Genomic DNA, 22,141 nt, shown 5'->3' on the forward strand with positions numbered 1-22,141 from the left:
TCAGGACTTATCATTCTGGGATTGGGAAGAAACGCCGCTGTCTGTCGTCGCTTCCTGCACGGGCGCTTTGTGCGCCATCGCAACATCCGACGCGACGCAGGATGCCTGCGGTTTCGCAGCAGGCGCATCAGGCGCTTGCTGAGGGGCGCCAGCCTGATGCGCCGCTGCCGCTGGCGTGGCGCCTTCATGACTGTCCGGAGCATTTTTTACCTGCGGATTATGGATAGTATGAGCTTCATCGCTCGCTTTTTCCAAATCATCCACAGAGTAAGAACGCTTCATCGCTTCCGCCGCCTGGCGTAATTCATTCATGGACGCCTTCAGTTCGGGCGTCAGGTTATCCATACTCGCTTTTTCTACCTTTTTCAGGCTGTCCTGTAGCTCCTGGAGCTTAAGCTCCTGGCTGAGCTCATTTTGTACCGTTGTCGCCAGAGAGCGCAGTGCGCGAATCCAGCCCGCAACGGTTTTCACCGCGACCGGTAGACGCTGCGGCCCCAACACAATCAGGCCGATAATAAATACCAGGACCAGTTCGCCAAAGCCTATATCAAACACGAATTACACCCGGTCTTTGTCGTGGTTTTTTGCTTCTTCCTTACTTACGCTCTCCTGCGATTTCTCAGATAGAGATTTCGCTGAGAAATCAGCATCTTCACCCTGCTGCTGCGTGGAGTTAGATTTACCCTCGTCGTCGCTCATCGCTTTCTTGAAGCCTTTGATTGACGCACCCAGATCGGAGCCGAGCGACCCCAGCTTTTTAGTGCCGAACAGCAGCACAACGATAACGGCAATGATAATCAACTGCCAGATACTGATTCCACCCATATGATTCCTCAGAGATGCTTATAACGCTGCGGGCCTTCAGCGCGCAGACGGACTGTAAAGACGTTAATCAGGTAGTACGCACCCAGCCAATCAGCCACGCAAAGCCGCCGCCGGCTACAAACCAGGCAGGGAACCATCCCCACTCAGGCTTGTTGATTAACAATAAGGTACCGCTCAATATCAGCGTCGCCCCAATGCCCAGCAGATAACGTGCCTGTCCCTGCCGGTTGCGGCTAACCTGAATTTCCTGGGCGATTTTATCAACACTGTGCTGCAATTGCTTGCCCTGGCGCAAACTGTCGTACACCAGTTCAGGTAACTGAGGCATTTTTTCCACCCAGAACGGCGCTTTTTCCTTCAGCGAGCGTAACAACGCCGGGATCCCGACCTGATCCTTAATCCAGGTCTCCAGGAATGGCTTCGCCGTTTTCCATAAATCCAGTTGCGGGTAAAGCTGGCGGCCCACGCCTTCCACATAAAGTAACGTTTTCTGCAACAGCACCAGTTGCGGCTGCACTTCCATATTAAAGCGGCGCGCGGTGTTAAACAGATTCAGCAGGACGTGTCCAAAGGAAATTTCCGACAGCGGCTTTTCAAATATAGGTTCGCAGACAGTACGGATGGCAAACTCAAACTCTTCCACGTTCGTGTCAGAAGGCACCCAGCCGGAATCCACGTGCAGTTCCGCCACTTTACGGTAATCACGGTTAAAAAACGCAATAAAATTTTCCGCCAGATAACGTTTATCGTCTTTGTTAAGCGACCCGACGATGCCGCAGTCAATACCGATATACTGCGGATTTTCAGGATGTTCGTAGCTAACAAAAATATTACCCGGGTGCATATCGGCATGAAAAAAGCTGTCACGAAACACCTGCGTAAAAAACACCTGCACGCCACGCTCGGCCAGAAGCTGCATATTCGTGCCGTTTTTTTCAAGCATTGCGACATCCGAAACCGGAATGCCGTAAATACGTTCCATCACCATCATGCCCTGGCTACAGTAGTCGGAATAGACTTCGGGCACGTAGAGCAGCGGGCTGTTGTCAAAATTTCTACGCAACTGGATAGCATTTGCTGACTCTCGCAGCAGATTTAACTCATCAATCAGCGTTTTTTCATATTCACGCACGACTTCCAGCGGACGCAGGCGACGCCCATCCGGCAGCAGGCGCGGCACCCAGCCGGCCAGACGATAGATTAGCCGCATATCGGCCTTAATAACCGGCAGGATATCGGGGCGGATAACTTTGATAACGACGTCTTTACCGTTTTCTTTCAGACGCGCGGTATGCACCTGGGCAATAGAAGCGGACGCCAGTGGGTTGATATCAAAATCATCGAACCAGCTTTCCACGCAAACATCGCCCATAGCCTTTTCAATTTGCTTTTTCGCCAGCCTGCCGTCAAACGGCGCTACGCGATCCTGCAACATAGCCAGTTGATCGGCAATTTGCGGCGGGAACAGATCGCGACGCGTAGACAGCATTTGCCCGAATTTAATCCATACCGGCCCCAAATGCTGCAGCGCCAGACGTAAACGTTCGCCAGCTGGCTTATCTTTATGGCGATTCGGTAACCAGAACAGCATTCGCCGCCAGATTCGCAACGCCAGCGTAATGCGCGTTTTCGGGATAAGTTCATCAAGCCCATAGGTTAAAAAGGTCCTGATGATGAAATAGAGGCGCCGTAATTCTCCTGGCGTCATTTATCCTCCAGACAATCCAGCCGTTCTATCAGTGCCTCAACGTCGCGCGCCAGCGCATCGGTTTCTTCAACAAACCACGCCACCTCAAGCGGCCCGGGTGCCAGGCGCCACTCTTCCGTCAGCGCCTCAGCCAGATAGCGTTGATTACGGGCAACACGCTTTTTTAAAAAGCGGCCGCCGCCGCGCAACAGCTTACCGATACCTTCTGCGGCGATATCACCCACCCAGGGCGCGAGCAATTCAGCCGGATCCAGCTCCGCCATATCAATCAGCGCAACAAGGTTTTGCACAACCTGAAGATCGCCGTCAACTTCCAGTTCGCCGCTTTTGATAAGCTGGGCCAGTTGCTGCCTGTCGCGCAGTTTCGCCAGCGTCGAGAGTCTTGTAATGACAACACAATCCGCATCCCCTTCCCAGTTGCCGGACACATCAATCTGCTGTTCGCTAAACACCAGCGCCAGCGGAGCGCCGGACTCTCTTAAAGAGAGTTTTAATACTTTTCCCTTAAGGCGCTGACGGGGTGATTTAAGCGCATCGTCGCGCCACAAAAAGACGTTCAGTAGCTTTTCTGCCGTCGCGGTAATCAGAGGAGGCGTTACTGGCACGGTACGCTCTCCTTAGAATTTAAAGCCGCGATGCAGGGCAACGATGCCTGCCGTCAGGTTGTAGTAAGACGTATTTTCAAAGCCAGCCTCTTCCATCATAGCCTTCAGAGCGTCCTGATCGGGATGCATACGGATAGACTCCGCCAGATAGCGATAGCTGTCAGCATCCTGAGCGACCACTTCGCCAATGCGCGGGAGGATATGGAAAGAGTAAGCGTCGTAGGCTTTACTGAGTGGTTCGATAATCGGTTTGGAAAACTCCAGCACCAGCAGGCGGCCGCCGGGCTTAAGCACGCGAAACATTGAACGCAGCGCCTTTTCTTTATCGGTGACGTTACGCAGGCCAAAAGATATCGTAATGCAGTCAAAGGCATTATCGGGAAACGGGAGCGTTTCAGCGTTAGCCTGTACATAATTTACATTACCCACCACGCCCAGATTGCGCAGCTTTTCACGGCCCATTTTCAGCATTGAGGCATTGATATCCGCCAGCACGACTTCACCGGTTTCACCCACCAGGCGAGAAAATTTTGCGGTTAAATCCCCGGTACCGCCAGCCAAATCAAGCACACGCTGGCCGCGACGCACGCCGCTGCAATCAATAGTGAAGCGTTTCCATAAACGATGAATGCCAAACGACATCAGATCGTTCATAACGTCATATTTTGCCGCCACAGAGTGAAACACCTGCGCAACCATATCGGCTTTCTGCTCCCGGGCAACGGTTTTAAAGCCAAAATGCGTCGTTTCCTGCGAGTCTTCAACCATCTCAGTGCCTGCTCAGTAATCATTTGATTGATGAAGTGTAACAGATTGGGCTTAATTGCCCTACGGTTCGCCCTGCCTGGCGCATGCGGCAATATATGGAAATATGCCGAGTGTAATGAATGCCGTTAGTCGCCATTCAGCCCTCGTTTACCCGCTGCGGCACGTCGTATGCGCCCTGCGGTAGCGGCGTTGCGTCATTGTGACTCTGACGGGCGCCGGCGGCAACGCCCGGGTCGATTTCACGCTTTACTTCCACGCCAAGCTCGCGGAACGCTTCTGCCTGCGCCAGCATATTACCACGCCCGCTCGCCAGCTTTTTCATCGCCTGCCGGTAATTATCCTGCGCCCGTTCCAGCCCCTGGCCGACGGCAGACATATCGTCAACAAAGAGCCGCATCTTGTCATAAAGCCGCCCGGCACGTTCAGCAATTTGTTGCGCATTACGGCTTTGGTGTTCATAACGCCACAAATTGGCGATGGTACGCAGCGCCACCAGCAGCGTCGTTGGGCTGACTAACATAATATTACGCTGCAACGCCTCGCTGACAAGCTCCGGCTGACGGTCGATAGCCGCAAGAAAAGCGGGTTCAACAGGAATAAACATCAGAACATAGTCCAGCGATCGCAGCCCCGGTAGCTGCTGATAATCTTTACGACCCAGCGTTCTTATGTGATTACGCACCGAGGCGATATGCTCATTAAGCGCGGCTTCACGTACACAATCCTCTTCAGCGTTGAAATAGCGCTCCCAGGCCACCAGCGTCATTTTGGCGTCAATGACCACATCTTTGCCCTGCGGCAGGCGCACGATAACGTCCGGTTGCATGCGGCTACGGTCGTCAAGCTGGATATTCACCTGCGTTTGGTACTCATGACCCTCGCGCAATCCTGATGCTTCCAGCACCTTCGCCAGCACCACTTCGCCCCAGTTCCCCTGGGTTTTGTTGTCGCCTTTGAGCGCCCGCGTGAGGTTTACCGCTTCCTGGGCCATCTGAGCATTCAGTTGCTGAAGCTGGCGAATTTCATGGGCCAGCGTGTGACGCTCCCGCGCCTCCTGCCCGAAGCTATCCTGCACCTGGCGACGAAACCCATCAAGCTGTTCGCGCAACGGCGACAATACCGCATGCAGGCTAAGGCGGTTCTGTTCGTCTACCCGACGATTGCTCTGTTCAAAAATGCGGTTAGCAAGATTTTCAAACTGCTCGCTCAGGCGCTGCTCGCTGTTTAACATTTGCCGCACTTTCTCTTCGGCATTCATGCGCGTCTCCTCCAGCCGCGTGGTGATTTCACGCAGATCGGCCTCCTGTACGCGGTTGATTTCCATCTGATGACGCAGCTCGTTATTCAGTTGCGCGCACTCGTCACGCCAGCGTTCGCCCAGGGCTAACTGCTGGCGCGTCGCCATAAGCTCGCCGTAGATATCGCGCTGCTCTTCCTGCACCAGCGCCAGGCGCTGCGCTGCGCGCAGACTCGCGCCAAGCCAGCCGATTCCGACGCCCGCCAGGGCCACTGCCGCAATAAGAACCAGGGAGAAATCCAAAACGCCTCCAGAGCGCGTGATTAACGTTAAGCGTGTATATGAGCGGTAAAATAAAAGCGGGCTGTATAGATGTCCAGATAAAAAGCTACAAATGCGGCATGCCGCGCAGGCTATAAAGGCGCTTAAACATAACGTCGCGCCATGCTGCGACGCAGCGCGCAATTAATTCTCATACAATGAAAAACGCCCGATGGAACATCAGGCGTTTTATCACAGTAAAAAATGCGCCGTTACGCCAGGTCAGTTATCAATCAGTCGGGTTTTAATGGCGCCGTCACGCACGCCCTCGGCAATAAAGAATGGCACCCCTAACCTCCACTGCCCTGCCTTCACGCCCGCGTCATAACGGTACTCATTGTCCTCCATTATCAGTATAACCGGCTGCGTCGCGCCATCGGGCAGCGCCGATATGCCGCCCAGCGCGGAATACCCCGCATTGCTGCCTACATGGAACGTATCAGCAGGCCAGCGCACCGTTTCGTGCGCAGGCCAGGGCTGCGCATCAGCGAAACCAAACAATTCATCATGGCTTAGCAAGCTTTGCTTTACTGTTGACCACAGTACGCTTCTGAGAAAATATTGATCGGTAAAGCGCGCGCTGCCCTGATACTGCGCGATAAATCCGCGCATCAGGCCGTCAATATCCGGGATAACGCCTGTGCATCCACCCCACATCCCCGCCAGCAGCAGTTCAGTGTGGGTAAAATAGTCGCGCATATGGTGAAAAAAGTAAGTCGAGGACTGCCACGCCTCGACCGCAGCCTGTTCGCGCTCGGAGAGTAGCGAATCAGCGTCACGCACAATAAAGCGATCGATGTTCGGATCGCTTGCTGCCAGAAAACGCCACAGCGTGGGAAACAGACTATTTTCCGCGCTCATGTCCACCAGTTGCGCCCCATGCTCACGCAAACGCCGCCACACGTGCTCCGGCACGGAGTTGTCAAGGTAGACGCGGCACGTCCAGTGAGGAAACAGTTCGCGCGCTACTTGCGCATTTTTGACCATCGTTTCACAGTAGCGCGGCTGCGCGCCGTATAAGCTAAAGGAAATGATGTTTTTTTGCGGATGCCGGGCATCAAATGGTTTCGGCGCCGTTTCGGGCAGTGGTATTGCGGGCGTCTGGCTGAAGCGGGCGTCGGCCAGATTCAGCGACTCACAGCCGTAACGGCGCACTTCATCGAATTTATTCAGCCAGCCACAGGCTTCCGTGAAACCATCCAGCCAGGTTTCCGATGCCGTATCGCGCTGCGGTGACTGATAGATACGACGGTACGTTTTATAGGCCTTGTCGTATTCCTGCAACCGCATCAAACAGAGCGCGTAATCACTTCTGATTTGCAGATTATTCGGCATTTCAGCCAACACGCTTTCACAGCAGCGCGCGGCTTGCGCATAATCCTGCTGTGCCATAGCCGAGCGAAAGCGCGCCGCCATGTTATTAAGTCTGTCCTGCGCTTTGGCGTTGTTTTGCGTATTGCGCGCCCCTGCGGCGCGGCGCTGTGGAAAAGTAGAACGCATCCCTGGAACCTTTTTTTGTTTATCTGATAAATCCGCATTCCGCGCATTCAAAATACGCCCATACGTTATATCAGACGGCGTGCGGCCTCCACTACGATTTTCACCGCGTGGCTTTCGGTCTGCTTCATGGTTGCGGCATCCGGTATTTCCTGCTGGGTGCGGTTGACGATAACACCCGCGATCATCCCGGCCCTTAACCCCTGGCTGGCGCACTGAGTGAGCAGCGTGGCAGACTCCATTTCATAGTTCATCACTCCCATCTGCTGCCATTCTTCCATTGATCCCTGAAAACGGCGCACTACACGGCCTGAGAACGTATCGTAACGCTCCTGGCCTGGATAAAACGTATCCGAAGACGCGGTAACGCCTACATGTGTACTGACGCCCACGGTTTTTGCCGCCTCAACCAGCGCAGTCGTACAGGCAAAATCCGCCACCGCCGGATATTCCACCGGTGCGAAATGGAGACTGGCGCCGTCCAGGCGAACAGACGCCGTAGTCACCAGCACATCGCCAACATGGATGTGCGGCTGAATAGCCCCGGTAGTTCCCACGCGCAGGAAGGTGCGAATGCCCAGTTGCGCCAGTTCTTCAACCACAATTGACGTTGAGGGGCCGCCAATGCCCGTGGAACAAACAATCACTGTCTTGCCGCTCAGCTCCGCGCGCCAGGTCGTAAATTCACGGTGCGCAGCCAGCTTTACCGGGTTACTCATCAGCGCCGCTATCTTTTCCACACGTTCAGGATCGCCGGGCACTATAGCCAGCGTCGCGCCCTGTAAAGCGCTTTTGGTAAGGCCAAGATGAAAAACGTCAGACACAGACATGACAGGCTCCTTGTAGGATCGGTAAATAAAGGGCAAAAAGAATACTGTAGCGAAGCGGCAGACAATGTTTCGTGACCTGTCCCACTATGAATGAAACACATTACAGTATAGTGGCTATTAATCGCGATTTTGTTCACAAATCTGACCGTACAATGCCTGTTCTCACGGCGTTATATCGTCTTTTGTCGCACTTCCGTTGTGCTCTGCCCAGACTATAGTTAACAAAGCGCGCTAAAAAACCGGTATGGAGGGTTCCATGACAGTTAACACAACGCAAAATAAACCGGGTGAACGTTTCGCTCCAGCGGCATCACCAACCTGCCCTACCGCTATTCATACGCCCGACGATACGCTGCTCGTGGCAGAAACCACGATACCGACCCAGGGCGACAGTATGCCCGCCTGTTTTGCCCGCCCGAAGGAAGAAACGCGCGATTTGCCAATCGTTATCGTGGTGCAGGAAATTTTTGGCGTACACGAACATATACGCGACATCTGCCGCCGCCTGGCGCTGCAGGGCTACCTGGCCATCGCTCCGGAACTCTATTTTCGCCAGGGCGATCCGAACGACTATGATGATATCCCTACACTGTTCAATGAACTGGTTACAAAGGTGCCGGACGCACAGGTAATGGCTGACCTCGATCACGTTGCCTGCTGGGCTGCCCGCCACGGCGGCGATGCAAATCGCCTGCTGTTGACCGGCTTTTGCTGGGGCGGGCGCATTGCCTGGCTTTATGCAGCGCACAATCCCCAGCTTAAGGCCGCGGTCGCGTGGTACGGTAGGCTAAATGGCGATAAGACGCTGAATTCTCCAAAGCACCCGCTGGATATCGCGGTTGATTTGAGCGCGCCGGTACTTGGCCTGTATGGCGCTAAAGATACGGGCATTCCGCTGGAATCAGTCGAAAGCATGCGTCAGGCGCTGCGCGCTGCCAACGCCAGAGCGGAGATTGTGGTCTATCCGGACGCCGGACACGCGTTTAACGCCGATTACCGTCCCAGCTACCATCAGCAGAGCGCCAAAGACGGCTGGCAACGTATGCTGGCATGGTTTGCGCAGTATGGCGGCCAAAAGCCTTAAGCGCCCGGTATTTCATTGCCCGGAAGTGGCCGATAGCTGGCGTTACCGCCCGATTTGGCTGAATACAAAACGCAAGCGAGACATATCTGTGCGCAAACAGGGCCTGCAACCGACCCGCTCGCCATCGGAAAAAAGTGGCTTCAGGTCTTTTTTGTTTTTCAGATAACGCACGGATTGCAATCCTCAACAGGCAGCGCAAATTAACGCAGCGATAGCTAAACGTCCGTACAACAATCAATGCGCCGCTCAGGACGCAAGCCGCACTATGCCCCGCAACACTTCTTGTATTTTTTACCACTGCCGCACGGACAAGGATCGTTACGGGAGGCCGTGGCAGGCGCTTTGCGCTCTTTGTTTGCCAGCCATGACATAATCGCCGAAGCCGGGTAGCCGCTTTTCACAAGTTGCTGGCAGACATTCATGCAGGGCGCAACGTGTTGAAAAAAATGTTTATAACCCGCGCACAGGTAGTTGTGCCCCGGCTGGCCGCCAGGCGAGATCGCAAAACGGTGTTTCGGGCATCCCCCCTGGCAGGCAAAACGAAAATCACAGCGACGGCAATCCGCCGTCAGCCGCGTTTTTTTCGCCTGACCAAAAGCTACTGCCTGCTCGCTATTGTTGAGCGCGCGGATACTCGACTGATAAATATTCCCCAGCTTATGTTCCGGATACACATAGTGATCGCAGTTGTACAGATCGCCATTAGATTCCAGCGCGAAGGCATGCCCACAGGTTTCAGAATGAACGCACAGCACCGGAGGTTGCCCTAGCCATGCGGCCAGCGCCACCTCAAACATCTGCACATAAACATTGTTGACATCCCGGCGCACCCATACATCAAAAATTTGGCAGAGGAATTCGCCAAATTGCCATGAAGGCACCGTCCACGGCGCCAGTTGAGCCGCGCTTTCCCCAGGCATAACCAGTTGCAGGAGAGACGACGCATCGCTGCTGATGCGCTCAACCAGCGGAATAAACTGAATGTAGCGAGAGCCTGCGGCGAGCAAGAAATCATAAACTTCACGCGCATGGTCCACATTGTGTTTACCCACCACAGTCAGTGTATTAAACGCAACGCGGTGCACCTTTAGCAGCGCTATTGCCGCCATCACTTTCTCGTGAGTTCCCTTACCGGCGCGATTAACGCGGTACTGGTTGTGCAAATGCGCAGGGCCATCAATCGAGACGCCTACCAGGAAGTGATGCTCGGCAAAAAAACGCGCCCACTCGTCATTAAGCAGGATGCCGTTAGTCTGAAGGGCGTGTTCTATTTTCTTACCACCGGCATATTTCGCGCTTAACTCAACCACCCGGCGAAAAAAAGGCAGCCCCATCATTGTGGGCTCGCCGCCCTGCCAGGCGAAGGTCACAACGTGTCCGTCCTGGGCTTCGATATACTGGCGGATATAACGCTCAAGCGTTTCATCCGACATGCGCCAGTCTTTATTACGTTCCGGGTATAGCGCTTCTTTCTCCAGATAAAAACAGTAGGAGCAATCAATATTACACACCGAACCTGTCGGCTTGGCCATAACATGGCAACCGGCTAACGCCATCTTAAACTCATCCTTCCTGTAGCGGACTAAAAGTTACCGGCATCGCCAGCGGGAGCGCATCAAGCCTGGCAGCCGCTTAACCCGTGAGACTTTCACGCCGCCCCTTCGCAACGCCCTGACGGCCACGTTTGCGCAATCGCCAGATAAAAACGCTAAACGAGCGCTTTGCGCGGGGCCCGCCCTTTCACCGGCTATTCTCCACAACGTACTGATAACTACTGGCGATATGCCTGGCGATGCCAAACTCCACCAGCTCTGCGCGAGCGTTATAACCTTTACGCGTTTTTACCAGCATCGGCTCGGCAGAACAAATATTCAGAATACGACAATCCTCTTGCGTTGGCAGCTCGGCGGTTATCACATCCTGAAAGCTTTCGATATTTTCACCATACTTTTCCAGCATGTTATAAAGCCCCTCGCTGAGCGACGCCAGGGAGAGGTTATGCAGGCGCGACGTCAGCCAGATGTAATTCACCTGCGCTGGCTGCGTATTTTGCCGGTAAATCGTTCTGGTCAAAAGAAACAGCGGGGTTTTATCGTCAAGCCCGAAGGCTTTGGCAACGTCCGGAGGCGGCAGCCGCTGCTCAAGCCGCAGATTTTTACGCTCGATGGGGTGCTGCTGCTGGCCATCAACCAACTGCACTCTGGCTTTCACTTCCTGTTTTTCCAAAGCGCTGATAACCATCGTGCCAATACCCGCCTGGCGTTTCACCAGCCCCTTTGCGGCAAGTTCAGCAAGCGCACGACGCGCCGTGATGCGGCTGACGCCAAAGATCTCCTCAAACTCCGCCTCCGTGGGCAGCACATCATTCTTTTTGTATTCGCCTGTTTTCAGCTTTCCCAGCAAAATATCATACAGTTGCGCATACAAGGGTTTAGCGCCGCGCGAATAATCAAGCTCTTCTTTCATTAACGTCGTACTCCTTTTCCCCAGCCCAGGCCCGGGAGACTACTTAATCAAGCCGCATTTCTAACGCCATTTTATAATACACCCCCTGATGCTGCGCCTGCGCCACCTCGTTGTGCACGAAGGCCCATAAATTCTCTTGCGTCCAGTCCGGCTTACTCGCCGATAGCAGCGCTTCTGCCAGCGCGTGCTGTCCGCTACTTTCAAGATGTTGTAGCAGAGCGAACAAGCCGTAACGCACCTGCGGATCGAAAGCGGCCAGCTCGGGAAGCAGATGGGGATCGTGTCCCAGTAATGGGCTTTGCGTGTTGTCCAGGCCATAACGCGGATAAAGCTCAGCGGGCGCGTCGCTTTCACGCATCATTGCGATAAGGTTATCACACAGCCGCCGCGCCGCCGATTCCTCATGGCTTTGCGTTTTCTGCATGGGATCGGCCGCCAAATCATAAAGACGATGGCCGAAGCGATCGACATCGCACGTCATAATGGATTGCGCAGGGATCTTCATCACATGACAGCCTTTGGTAAAGCGAAACGGCGGATGGAGCGTCATCCCCTGTAATTCATTCGGCGTAAAGCGTCGGTTGATGCGGGTTGGCATCAGGGTATATTCATACAGATCATCGATTCCCTGCACGACGGGCGCTCGCATATAGACATATCGACCATCGGTAATGTTGATATGGCAGCCGTGGTATCCAAACAGGGCATAATCACGCACCGGCGTATCGTCACGCAGCGCGGGCAATAGCGACACGCCCTGCATATCTTCAGGTTTCTCCAGCCCGAAGCTGTCCAGCAATGTCGCGGGGATATCCACCGTCTGGGCCAGCGCCTGGCGCGACTCGCCTGCACAACCGTATTGCGGGTGCCAGATAAAACAGGGGATATTCGCCACTTCGTTATACAGCGGCATAATATTTTTTCCCCACCACTCGTGCTCGCCGAGCAGAAAACCATGATCTGTGTTGACGATAAGCAAGGTATCCTGCCAGAGATCGTACCGATCCATGTAATCAAGCACCTTACCCACATAGGCATCCACCATTGTTAACAGCGCCATATAGTATTTCTGAATCAGCGCCTTACGTTCAGCGCTCTCAGTCACTAAATAATAAGGCGGCCAGCCGTCAAACAAAGAAGGATCTTCGATGCCATACATTTTCAAATACTTTTCCGGCACAAAAAACGGCTCGTGGGGATCAAAGCACTCCAGTTGCAAAAACCAGTTGTCGCTGGCGTGGTTGGTATCAATAAACGCCAGCCCTTTATTGATTGTCCGCGCCAGATGGTGATCGTCTTCATTCTTCATATACTGCACATTAATCTGGTGCTGTACCCGGCTGGTAATGCGTCGTTGTTTAATCTCTTCCGGCTCGCCGGACGTATAGCAATAAGTCGGTTTCGCCACTACGCCTTTCCAGGCGTCCCCCTCCTGGCCACGAATAAATTCGTAGGTGCTGTAACGGGAATGGTAGGTGGCTCCCCCGTCGCGCCAGTAATGTTTATGGTCAGTCACCAGATGCGTATGAATGCCGTTTTTCTTAAGTATTTCGGGAACGGAGTCATCGAACGGTTCCAGCGGAGACCAACCGCGATGGAGGAAGTTGTAGCGCCCGGTATGCAGCTCTCTACGGGCAGGCATACAGGGCATGCTCCCCACGTAAAAGTTATCAAAGCGTACGGTGCGCTCCTTTAAACGCTGGAAATTCGGCGTGATGGCGCGATCGCTGCCATAAGCCGACAGCAAACGTTTATTGAGCGAATCAAACATCAACATAATGGCTTTCATATTTTTTCCTTTCCTTCACACCGTTTCTTTATCGTAGCCACGCACTTTGCCGACAATATACGTTAGCGTAAAAGCCGCCGCGCACCCTACCAGCCATGCCAGGATATATTGCAGATATTTACCGTCGGAGATGAGCGGTAACGCGGAAAGACCTGCTGCGCCAACGCCATTGGTAGAAATACCGAGCAGGACAACCATCACACCGCCAAACCCTGCGCCGATCGATCCGGTGATAAAGGCGAAACCTGCCGGAATATTGACGCCAAAGATGGTGGGTTCCCCTACGGCCAGAATAGAAGTGGGAATCGCTCCCTTCGCAATTTTTTTCATCATCGGGTCGCGCGTCAGTAACAGCACCGCCGTCGCAGCGCCAACCATCCCGGCGTTAGACATAATCTGGATAGCGAACAGCGGCGCGTGTCCGGTTGCATTAATCATCTCCAGATGCACAGGAAACAGACCATGATGCAATCCCAGCGAAATCAGAAACGGAAACAGCGCTGAAAGGACAAACCCTGCGGCAATACCGCCATGCACCAGTAAGCCGTTCAGGCCATGCAAGATACCATCAGAAACAACGCCTGCGGCAGGCATGATAACGAAGAGCTGCGCTGCGGCCATCACAAGCAAAACAATTGTCGGCGTTACCACCACATCAACCATATCCGGCACAAACCGCCGCACCTGTTTTTCCAGCAAACACATTAGCCAGACGGTAAAAATAACGCCAATGAGCCCGCCCTGGCCGGGAAACAGGCCCAGTTCTTTAACCTGGGGCATAATGGTAATCGCCCCCAGCAAGCCGCCCAGAATCAGGTTACCATCAAATTCACGCGCCGAGGTCACGCCCGCGTAAATAGCCAGAAAACCAAACAGCGCTTTTGAGATAATTTCCAGGAACTGGCTAATGCCCAGCAGATGTCGCTGCTCAAGGACAACCTGCGCAGGCGTAAGGTCGCCGACGGCAGAAACTGCATGGCTTAGCGCCCAGGACGCAGCGGAGTTGACTATGACATTATTCAACCCCATCAGAATCCCTGCGGCGATCAGCGCCGGTAATATAGGGACAAAAACGTTCGCAATGTGTTTAAGGATAATTTTTGTGCGGGTCTGCTTTTTCGCTCTTTCGCGTGCCAGCTTCGCCTTTTGTTCTACGCTGACAGAGGGTTTTCCCTCAGTCTTATCTCCTTTCAGCAGGCCATTTATCACCGTAGCAACTTTTGAGGATTTACCGGGGCCGACGATAACCTGCAAGGTATCGTCCTCCACCACGCCCAACACGCCCTCAATGCCCTTAAGCGAAGCCATATCAACCAAAGCGGGATCGGCAATCGTCATCCGAACGCGCGTCATACAGTTTGTGACATGAATAAAGTTCGTCGGCCCGCCACAATGTTTCATAATGGCGTTACCCACCCGATCGTAGTGCATACAGAGCGTCCTTTTTTGTTATGATGTTTATTTGTTATAACAATATAATGTTATTATATTTGTGAGCGCATTCATAAAGTCAGTTCGCAGCGAGGAAGGCCGTCGCTCAAATATGACAAACATCACGATCAAGGGGGGCGGATGGCGGGCAGAGAAATGAAGGCAGCCGAAAACAGTCACTGCCGCTCCCTTACAAACAGGCGGCCTGACCCACACCAGAAAAACAAACGCCGGCAATTTACCGGCGTGAGACTGCTGTCAAACCCCATCCTGTCGCAGACAGGATGGATGAAGGTCAATAAAAAAATAAGGAAAATCAACGTATTGATTTTCGCCTGCTTACTACAAAGAAGGAAAAACCCCGTTTTTTCCTTCTTTGTCAACAATCTGACGCCGGCAATTTACCGGCGTATTTTACGCATAAATTACGCCCTTCGCAGATTCTGCGCGGCCTGCACCATGTTCGCCAGCGCGGCGCGGGTCTCCGGCCAGCCGCGGGTTTTCAGACCGCAGTCTGGATTGACCCACAGACGCTGCGCCGGAATACGCTGCGCCGCCTTTTTCAGCAGCGCTTCAATCCATTCCACACTCGGCACGTTTGGCGAATGGATATCATACACGCCAGGCCCGATTTCGTTCGGGTACTCGAAAGCTTCAAACGATTCAAGCAGCTCCATGTCGGAACGCGAGGTTTCAATGGTAATCACATCAGCATCCAGCGCGGCGATGGAATCCATAATGTCATTAAATTCGCAGTAGCACATATGGGTGTGGATCTGAGTTTCATCCCGCGCCACCGCCGCGCTGAGGCGAAACGCCTCCACCGCCCATTCCAGGTACGCCTTCCAGTCGCTGCGCTTAAGCGGCAGGCCTTCACGCAGCGCTGGCTCGTCTATCTGAATAATGCCAATGCCGGCCGCTTCCAGATCCGCCACTTCGTCACGCAGCGCCAGCGCAATTTGCTTTGCGATGGTTTCACGGCTGACATCTTCACGCGGAAACGACCAGCAAAGAATGGTCACCGGCCCGGTCAGCATGCCCTTAACGGGTTTGTCGGTCAGGGATTGTGCATATTTTGCCCACTCAACGGTTATCGGTTTTGGGCGACTCACGTCGCCTGTTACGACCGGCGGCTTCACGCAGCGCGAACCATAACTCTGCACCCAGCCGTTTTGCGTGAAAACGAAACCGTCCAGATGCTCACCGAAATACTCCACCATATCATTACGCTCGGCTTCGCCGTGCACCAGTACATCCAGCCCTAGTCGCTCCTGCTCCTGCACCGCCTGCTTAATATGTTCTGCGATACCGGTGCGATAGTTGCCGGCATCCAGGATGCCTTTTTTGAAATCAAGACGCAGGCTGCGAATTTCCGTCGTTTGCGGAAAAGAACCGATAGTCGTCGTCGGCCACGCCGGCAGCCGAAAGCGCGCTCGCTGGGTTTCGGCACGCGCAGGGTACGGGCTGGCGCGCTGGCTGTCCTGCGCTGAGATTGCCGCCAGGCGCTTTTCCACCGCAGGATTATGCACGCGGCTGGAGTCACGGCGGGCCTGTATCGGCACGCTCCAGGCGGCAATTTTTGCGATATCGCCGCTGTTGAGCGCATCACGCAGTAACGTCAACTCTTCACACTTTTGCAGCGCAAATGCAAACCAGCTTTTAATTTCTTCATCCAGTCGCGTTTCCACAGTCAGGTCGATAGGGCTGTGCAGCAGCGAACATGATGAGCCCACCCACAGCGCGCGCTGGCCCACCAGCGCATTAACCTGCGCGTATTTTTCCGTGAGATCGGCACGCCAGACGTTGCGGCCATTAATAAGCCCGGCGGAAAGCAGCCAGTCCGCAGGCAGGCGGCGATGCAGCACATTGATGTCATCCCGGCCATGCACCAGATCCACATGCAGGCCCTGCACAGGCAGCGCGGTAATGGCGTCAAGATTATGGGTAACGCCTTCAAAATAGGTGGTAAGCAAAAGCTTAACGCGGCCGGTCAGCGCGTTATAGGCTGGTTTAAAGGCCTCCAGCCACGCCTGCGGCAGCGCCAGCACAAGGGCAGGTTCATCAATCTGTACCCATTCCACGCCGCGCTTCGCCAGTTCAGCCAGCACCTGCTGGTACACCGGCAGAATGTCATTGAGCAGCGTCAGACGATCGAACCGTTCGCCCTTCACCTTGCCAAGCCACAGGTAAGTTACAGGCCCCAGCAGCACCGGCTTGACGTTGTATCCTGACGCTAACGCCTCATCAACTTCTTCCAGCAACTGCGTCCATGTCAGGGTGAAACGCTGGCCTTTAGAAAACTCCGGCACGATGTAGTGATAGTTGGTGTTAAACCATTTAGTCATTTCCGCCGCGGCGGCAGGTTCGCCAGTGGGCGCACGGCCCCGGCCAATACGAAACAACGTGTCAATATCAACCCGGCCATCCAGGTTTTGATGGCGCGCCGGCACGTTGCCCAGCATCAGGCTGGTAGTTAGCACATGATCGTACCAGGCAAAATCACCTACCGGCAGCAGATCAATGCCCGCCTCTTTCTGCTGGCGCCAGTGGCGCGCGCGCAGCTCACGGCCAACGGCCAGCAGTTCATCACGCGAACTATGGCCGGCCCAGTAGCGCTCCTGCGCTTTTTTCAGTTCGCGGCGCAGACCGATGCGAGGGAAACCAAGGGTGTGGTTGCGGATAGTCATTTGTTTGGCCTCATATTCAGTGAAACCTCAGGCTTTCGGCATCAGGAAGGCGGCAGGTTCACAATTTGTCGGGAACTGACTTAAGGCCGTTCCCGGCGTGAGTAAACGCAGCCAACGCGTCATGTAGACGAAAGACGAAGGATTTGGACGTCTGGATGTTTACACATCCATATTTGCCAGATACTGTATATTCCTCAAGCGCAAATTGTTCATAGCGAAGTGAAGGACTTTCATGATTGAAATAAAACATCTGCGAACCCTGCAAGCGCTGCACGCCAGCGGCTCTCTGGCGGGCGCGGCGACAACCCTGCATCAAACGCAATCCGCGCTGTCGCATCAGTTCAGCGAACTTGAGCAGCGTCTCGGTTTTCGGCTCTTTGTGCGTAAAAGCCAACCGCTACGGTTTACGCCACAGGGTGAAATCCTGCTACGGCTGGCCGGGCAGGTGTTGCCGCAAATCAACCGCGCGCTCCAGGCCTGCAATGAACCACAGCAGGCACGGCTGCGCCTTGCCATTGAGTGTCACAGTTGTATCCAGTGGCTGACGCCTGCGCTGGAGGCATTTCGCAAGCAGTGGCCGCAGGTAGAAATGGATTTTCATTCCGGCGTCACCTTCGATCCGCAGCCAGCCTTGCAGCGGGGCGAACTGGATATCGTGCTGACATCCGACATCCTGCCGCGCAGCGGCCTGCATTATTCACCGTTGTTTGATTATGAAGTGCGGCTGGTGTTGGCCAACGACCATCCGCTGGCGAGTAAAGCGCATATCACGCCAGGCGATTTGGAAAATGAAACGTTATTAATTTACCCGGTGCAGCGCGATCGACTCGATATCTGGCGTCGCTTCCTGCAACCGGCAGGCGTGTGCCCGACCCTGAAAAGCGTGGATAATACCCTACTGCTGATTCAAATGGTGTCAGCGCGGATGGGTATCGCCGCGCTGCCGCATTGGGTGGTGGAAAGCGTTGAACGCCAGGGGTTAATCGTCACCAAAACGCCTGGCGACGGCCTGTGGAGCCGGCTGTACGCCGCCGTGCGCGACGGCGAACAGCGCCAACCGGCAACGGACGCGTTTATTCGCTCAGCGCGCAATCACGCCTGCGAGCGTCTGCCGTTTGTGCGCAGCGCGGAGCAACCCAGCGTCGGTGTACCCACAGGGAAGCCAGTATTACCGCTCCCCCCGTGAGAAAACTCGGCCAGTGAGGCTGCTGCTGCCAGATAGCAAGGTTAACCAGCAAGCCTGCCGGAACATGAACGTTGTTCATAATGCCAAGCGTACCCGCATCCACCTGGGTGGCGCCGTAGTTCCACATAAAATATCCAAGCCCGGACGCAACCACGCCCAGCCAGATCAGAATGCCCCACTGAACGCCGGTAGTCGGCAGCTTCTGCGCATCGCCCAGCGCAAACCAGGCTGCAAGCGCCACAATAAACGCCCCAAGGTAGAACCAGGAAAAGGCGCAGCGCTGCGGCACGGGGTGTACCTCCATCAGTCGCTTGTAGCCCACCATTCCAATCGCAAAGCTGATATTCGCCAGTTGAACCAACATCAGCCCCATCCAGAAATGATCGCTTATGCGGTCATAGCGGATAATCGCCGCGCCCAGTACCGCCAGCAACGCGCTTAAGGCATAGCCCCAGCGCAGCCTTCGCCCGCTGATAAGATCGTAAATCAGCGTGATATAGAGCGGCGTCAGCACAGTAAAAAGTAAAAACTCAGAAACGGACAGATAAAGATAGGCCCGGAAGCTCAGCAGATACATGATACCCAACTGCAGCGCGCCGACCAGCATATACAGGATGAGCGTTTTGATCGAATAGCCGCGTACACGCAAAAACGGCAGGAATACCAGCGCTGCCAGCCCCACGCGCATCAATACCGAAAAATAGCTGTCAACGTATCCGGCCAGGTACTCGCCTATCAGGCTGAACGAAAATGCCCATAAAATGGTAGTAATGATAAGTAACGCCACGTAATGCTCCGCTTCAGGCGGCGGCTCTGGTGCGACCAAACTCTATCGCGCCTGTTTCCAGAGTCAAACGCCCCGAATCATAATGAAAAAATTCCAGTGTAGGGGAAGCATTGTAGCGAACAATAAGGTTGACGAATGGTCAGAGAACAGCCATTCGTCAGACAGGCCGTCACACCGTATCCAGAAACAGGCGGCGCAGATAGCGCGCAACAGCATTTTCACCGTTGGTGCCTATCACTTCCAGCTCCGGCAGCAGATCTTTCAAACGCTGGTGGGCATTGCCCATAATGCACCCTTTTCCTGCCATTGAGAGCATTTCTTTGTCATTCATACCGTCGCCAAAAGCGATGCAGGCTTTCAGTTCATAGCCCATTGCTTTGGCCACCGCCTCCAGCGCATGGCCTTTGGATACCCCACCCGCCATGACTTCAAGGCAGGTAAGAGTAGAGAAACTGACATTAACCCGGTCGCCCCAGCGCGCGTTGATGGCCTGCTCCAGCGTGAGCAGCCTGTTGTGGTCGTCGCAGGTGAAAAACACCTTGCTGATGCCGTTCGTGTCCAGCAGACCCGGTTCAAACAACTGATAACTAAACTCAGCTTCCTGATAATATTCCATCACTTCCGGGCGATGTTGGCTGATGAACCAGTCGTCATTACGGTATACATTGGTAACGATATGCGGATCGCTGTACACAACGCCAAACAGATCGGCGGCGATATCACCGTCCAGATCGTGTGTGAAAACCAGGTTTCCGTCAGTATCATGTACGCGCGCGCCGTTGGAAGTAATCATGTAAGCGCGAATTTCCAGACTATCGCGAATCTGCGCCACGTCAATATGGTGACGACCGGTAGCGAAAACAAAGTGTATGTCGCAAGCGGTGAGCAGCTTCAGCGTTTCTTTAGCGTAAGGTGAAAGCGTGTGGTCAGGCGACAGCAGCGTGCCATCCAAATCAGATGCAACAACCTGGTATATCGGTTTCATTTTACCTCTGGTGTTAGTCATTCAGTTGTAGCGGTCAAAAAAATCGACGATAGCGTTCAGCGCCCTGGCGCGCATTTTGTCCTTTTCAAACAGAACTTCATGGAACGCACCGCGAATAACCAGGGGCTTTCCCCCGTCGCAGGGGTGCCCGGCCGCTGTACGCAGGCTACAGAAGCGGTCGTGCATGCGGTTATCCACCACGCGGTCGTCTTCGGCCTGTATCAACAACATCGGCGTGATGGTTTGCTGCGCATGGGCAATCACCTGTTCACCCGCGAGTATGCCTTCGCGCACCCAGTGATAGGTCGGCCCGCCTACCCTGAGGCCGGGTTCATCGGCATAGTAACGCAAGTTACGGCGGTAACGCTCGCGGCTGTGGGTTAATACATTGAGGCTAAACGGCAGCGCGCGCCAGCGCCCGGTGCCAATGGCATAATTTTCGCGAACCCGCGGGCGCCCTTCAGCCCAGTCGAGAATATGGCGCACCATCCATTCCGGTAGATGCAGAACAATACCAAACATCGGCGCGCATAGCGCTATGGCGTCAAATGCCTGCGGATTACGCTGTAAAAACAGCGTGGTAATAGCACCGCCCATTGAGTGCGCCAGCGCATAGCGTTTGCGCCACTTTCCTGCGGCGATTTCGCGCTGCCACAGCAGCTCAAGATCGTCCACATAGTCGCTAAAGCGCACAACATGCCCACGATGGGTATCAGACAACATGCGCCCGGAACGCCCCTGGCCGCGATGATCAATAATCAGCACGTCATAGCCGCAGTAGAACAGATCCCAGGCCAGTTCCGCATACTTCACATAAGTTTCAATCCGCCCGGGCGAAATCAGGATCACCCGTTGATGCTGCGGCGACACAAAGCGCACAAAGCGCAGCACAACGCCATCAACGCCCGTCAGTTCACACTCTTCTCTCTGTCGCCAGAAATCCGTCAGCGGCCCTGTGGTAAAGGCCGCAAAAGCCTGTTCTCTGTTTTGCCAGCTTTTTCTGTGCCGGGTTTCGGACATTTTTGCCGCCTCCGCGCGTGAAATATCGCCGTTTTTCGCAGTTGAAGCACCATCGCAATCAACGCCGTATTGTGACATAAAACGGCTTTTTATCGGGAGTTTCTCGTGCGTTTTGGACAGGCCAGGCAGGGTTAATACGGCAACTGCGGCCAACGCGGCAATCTTCACCGCTGAATTTCACTTAACTTACGCAGCGTTCTTAGCAAGGGATGGATATACGGGCGCGCGCCCGGCACAAACGTTAGCGCGAAATGATCAGATGAAGGCCAAACCCGGCGAACAGCGCTCCGGCGACGCCATCTATCCACTTCGCCAGACGCTGATAGCCGCGGCGCATGGCAGGCAGCGCGAACAGGCTGGCGACCAGAGTGAACCACGCCAGCGTTTCCAGAGCAATCAAAGCAAAGATACCCCAGCGCTCAGACGCGCCGATATTGTCGCTCACAAACAGTGAAAACACGCTGCCAAAATAGATAATCGCTTTCGGGTTTGCCAGATTGGTCAGCAGCCCTTTCACAAAACTGCGCCCGCCGCGCGCCAGTTCAACCTGCGGCGCCGGCGCCATAACGTCAGTTTTTTTCTTCAACGCGCCACGCAGCATCTGATAGCCCATCCAGCACAGATAAAGGCCGCCGCCGACGATAATGATATTGTGTAACCACGCCATTTTTTCCAGAATTAAATGCAGGCCGAGCAGCGCAACGCCTGCCCAGACCATCACGCCGCAGGTAATGCCTGTCACGCCCATCATCGCCTCTTTGCGGGAACGGCTGACGGCAGTCTGGGAAACGAAGAAGAAGTCGGGGCCTGGGCTCATCAGTGCGACGATATGCACTAACGCCACAGTAAGAAACAGCATCAACATAGTTACGCTCAGGATGAAAAAAATGTGCGTTCATCCTGGCACGATTCTAT

General features: G+C 54.4%; 19 protein-coding genes. 2 read left to right on the plus strand and 17 right to left on the minus strand.

Annotated features, from left to right (window positions below; genetic code table 11):
- The 8 genes from tatB to udp form a co-directional block, all read right to left on the minus strand.
- A complete protein-coding gene (gene tatB / locus JJB97_RS06390; protein ID WP_238713199.1) occupies window positions 1-555 on the minus strand; it encodes a Sec-independent protein translocase protein TatB in 555 nt (184 codons plus the stop codon).
- A gap of 3 nt (window positions 556-558) precedes the next feature.
- Window positions 559-825, minus strand: a complete 267-nt coding sequence (tatA, locus tag JJB97_RS06395) for a Sec-independent protein translocase subunit TatA (RefSeq protein WP_238713200.1) — start codon at window positions 823-825, stop codon at window positions 559-561.
- Window positions 826-892: 67 nt separating this feature from the next.
- Complete coding sequence (gene ubiB, locus JJB97_RS06400; RefSeq protein ID WP_238713201.1) at window positions 893-2,533, minus strand: ubiquinone biosynthesis regulatory protein kinase UbiB; 1,641 nt, start codon at window positions 2,531-2,533, stop codon at window positions 893-895.
- The gene (ubiJ, locus tag JJB97_RS06405) at window positions 2,530-3,138 is read right to left on the minus strand and encodes a ubiquinone biosynthesis protein UbiJ (protein ID WP_238713202.1); all 609 of its coding nucleotides are present in this window, start codon (window positions 3,136-3,138) and stop codon (window positions 2,530-2,532) included. Before ubiJ ends, ubiB begins: the two co-directional genes overlap by 4 nt.
- A 12-nt stretch (window positions 3,139-3,150) precedes the next feature.
- Window positions 3,151-3,906 carry a bifunctional demethylmenaquinone methyltransferase/2-methoxy-6-polyprenyl-1,4-benzoquinol methylase UbiE gene (gene ubiE, locus JJB97_RS06410; protein WP_238713203.1) on the minus strand — a complete coding sequence of 252 codons (756 nt, stop codon included), beginning with the start codon at window positions 3,904-3,906 and terminating at the stop codon, window positions 3,151-3,153.
- 136 nt (window positions 3,907-4,042) lie between these two features.
- Window positions 4,043-5,446, minus strand: a complete 1,404-nt coding sequence (gene rmuC / locus JJB97_RS06415; RefSeq protein WP_238713204.1) for a DNA recombination protein RmuC — start codon at window positions 5,444-5,446, stop codon at window positions 4,043-4,045.
- A 240-nt stretch (window positions 5,447-5,686) separates the two neighbouring features.
- Window positions 5,687-6,964 carry a tetratricopeptide repeat protein gene (locus JJB97_RS06420; RefSeq protein WP_238713205.1) on the minus strand — a complete coding sequence of 426 codons (1,278 nt, stop codon included), beginning with the start codon at window positions 6,962-6,964 and terminating at the stop codon, window positions 5,687-5,689.
- A 65-nt stretch (window positions 6,965-7,029) separates the two neighbouring features.
- On the minus strand, window positions 7,030-7,791 hold the full coding sequence (gene udp / locus JJB97_RS06425; RefSeq protein ID WP_238713206.1) for a uridine phosphorylase: 762 nt from the start codon (window positions 7,789-7,791) through the stop codon (window positions 7,030-7,032).
- Between the two features lie 256 nt (window positions 7,792-8,047).
- On the opposite strand from udp, the gene JJB97_RS06430 reads away from it, so the two are divergent.
- Window positions 8,048-8,875, plus strand: coding sequence for a dienelactone hydrolase family protein (locus JJB97_RS06430; RefSeq protein ID WP_238713207.1), 828 nt, complete (start codon window positions 8,048-8,050; stop codon window positions 8,873-8,875).
- A gap of 263 nt (window positions 8,876-9,138) precedes the next feature.
- On the opposite strand, the gene JJB97_RS06435 is transcribed toward JJB97_RS06430, so the two are convergent.
- The 5 genes from JJB97_RS06435 to metE all read right to left on the minus strand — a co-directional run bounded on the left by JJB97_RS06435 (window position 9,139) and on the right by metE (window position 17,248).
- Window positions 9,139-10,431 carry an anaerobic sulfatase maturase gene (locus tag JJB97_RS06435; RefSeq protein WP_238713208.1) on the minus strand — a complete coding sequence of 431 codons (1,293 nt, stop codon included), beginning with the start codon at window positions 10,429-10,431 and terminating at the stop codon, window positions 9,139-9,141.
- Between the two features lie 184 nt (window positions 10,432-10,615).
- Window positions 10,616-11,341 carry a GntR family transcriptional regulator gene (locus JJB97_RS06440; protein ID WP_238713209.1) on the minus strand — a complete coding sequence of 242 codons (726 nt, stop codon included), beginning with the start codon at window positions 11,339-11,341 and terminating at the stop codon, window positions 10,616-10,618.
- A 43-nt stretch (window positions 11,342-11,384) separates the two neighbouring features.
- Window positions 11,385-13,130, minus strand: coding sequence for a sulfatase (locus tag JJB97_RS06445; RefSeq protein ID WP_238713210.1), 1,746 nt, complete (start codon window positions 13,128-13,130; stop codon window positions 11,385-11,387).
- 15 nt (window positions 13,131-13,145) lie between these two features.
- Window positions 13,146-14,561 (minus strand): PTS transporter subunit EIIC, encoded by a 1,416-nt coding sequence (locus JJB97_RS06450; RefSeq protein WP_238713211.1) that lies wholly within the window; start codon window positions 14,559-14,561, stop codon window positions 13,146-13,148.
- Between the two features lie 425 nt (window positions 14,562-14,986).
- Window positions 14,987-17,248, minus strand: coding sequence for a 5-methyltetrahydropteroyltriglutamate--homocysteine S-methyltransferase (gene metE, locus JJB97_RS06455; RefSeq protein WP_238713212.1), 2,262 nt, complete (start codon window positions 17,246-17,248; stop codon window positions 14,987-14,989).
- 232 nt (window positions 17,249-17,480) lie between these two features.
- On the opposite strand from metE, the gene metR reads away from it, so the two are divergent.
- On the plus strand, window positions 17,481-18,434 hold the full coding sequence (gene metR / locus JJB97_RS06460) for an HTH-type transcriptional regulator MetR (protein WP_238713213.1): 954 nt from the start codon (window positions 17,481-17,483) through the stop codon (window positions 18,432-18,434).
- Here metR and JJB97_RS06465 read toward each other — a convergent pair.
- The 4 genes from JJB97_RS06465 to rhtC all read right to left on the minus strand — a co-directional run bounded on the left by JJB97_RS06465 (window position 18,322) and on the right by rhtC (window position 22,091).
- Complete coding sequence (locus JJB97_RS06465; RefSeq protein ID WP_238713214.1) at window positions 18,322-19,221, minus strand: carboxylate/amino acid/amine transporter; 900 nt, start codon at window positions 19,219-19,221, stop codon at window positions 18,322-18,324. The genes metR and JJB97_RS06465 overlap by 113 nt on opposite strands.
- Before the next feature lie 169 nt (window positions 19,222-19,390).
- The gene (gene yigL / locus JJB97_RS06470; protein WP_238713265.1) at window positions 19,391-20,197 is read right to left on the minus strand and encodes a sugar/pyridoxal phosphate phosphatase YigL; all 807 of its coding nucleotides are present in this window, start codon (window positions 20,195-20,197) and stop codon (window positions 19,391-19,393) included.
- Between the two features lie 30 nt (window positions 20,198-20,227).
- Window positions 20,228-21,226 carry a lysophospholipase L2 gene (gene pldB / locus JJB97_RS06475; RefSeq protein WP_238713215.1) on the minus strand — a complete coding sequence of 333 codons (999 nt, stop codon included), beginning with the start codon at window positions 21,224-21,226 and terminating at the stop codon, window positions 20,228-20,230.
- Window positions 21,227-21,467: 241 nt separating this feature from the next.
- Entirely contained in the window at window positions 21,468-22,091 is a 624-nt protein-coding gene (rhtC, locus tag JJB97_RS06480; protein ID WP_238713216.1) for a threonine export protein RhtC, read from the minus strand.
- Between the last annotated feature and the right edge of the window lie 50 nt (window positions 22,092-22,141).

Source organism: Tenebrionibacter intestinalis (assembly GCF_016632365.1).
GTDB classification, from domain to species: domain Bacteria; phylum Pseudomonadota; class Gammaproteobacteria; order Enterobacterales; family Enterobacteriaceae; genus Tenebrionibacter; species Tenebrionibacter intestinalis.

Coding starts and splice junctions, on each gene's coding strand:
- JJB97_RS06430 (WP_238713207.1), top strand. CDS start 8,048: ATGACAGTTAACACAACGCAAAATAAACCGGGTGAACGTTTCGCTCCA.
- ubiE (WP_238713203.1), bottom strand. CDS start 3,906: ATGGTTGAAGACTCGCAGGAAACGACGCATTTTGGCTTTAAAACCGTT.
- ubiB (WP_238713201.1), bottom strand. CDS start 2,533: ATGACGCCAGGAGAATTACGGCGCCTCTATTTCATCATCAGGACCTTT.
- JJB97_RS06440 (WP_238713209.1), bottom strand. CDS start 11,341: ATGAAAGAAGAGCTTGATTATTCGCGCGGCGCTAAACCCTTGTATGCG.
- JJB97_RS06445 (WP_238713210.1), bottom strand. CDS start 13,130: ATGAAAGCCATTATGTTGATGTTTGATTCGCTCAATAAACGTTTGCTG.
- tatA (WP_238713200.1), bottom strand. CDS start 825: ATGGGTGGAATCAGTATCTGGCAGTTGATTATCATTGCCGTTATCGTT.
- metR (WP_238713213.1), top strand. CDS start 17,481: ATGATTGAAATAAAACATCTGCGAACCCTGCAAGCGCTGCACGCCAGC.
- udp (WP_238713206.1), bottom strand. CDS start 7,791: ATGTCTGTGTCTGACGTTTTTCATCTTGGCCTTACCAAAAGCGCTTTA.
- metE (WP_238713212.1), bottom strand. CDS start 17,248: ATGACTATCCGCAACCACACCCTTGGTTTCCCTCGCATCGGTCTGCGC.
- pldB (WP_238713215.1), bottom strand. CDS start 21,226: ATGTCCGAAACCCGGCACAGAAAAAGCTGGCAAAACAGAGAACAGGCT.
- JJB97_RS06420 (WP_238713205.1), bottom strand. CDS start 6,964: ATGCGTTCTACTTTTCCACAGCGCCGCGCCGCAGGGGCGCGCAATACG.
- rhtC (WP_238713216.1), bottom strand. CDS start 22,091: ATGTTGATGCTGTTTCTTACTGTGGCGTTAGTGCATATCGTCGCACTG.
- JJB97_RS06435 (WP_238713208.1), bottom strand. CDS start 10,431: ATGGCGTTAGCCGGTTGCCATGTTATGGCCAAGCCGACAGGTTCGGTG.
- JJB97_RS06450 (WP_238713211.1), bottom strand. CDS start 14,561: ATGCACTACGATCGGGTGGGTAACGCCATTATGAAACATTGTGGCGGG.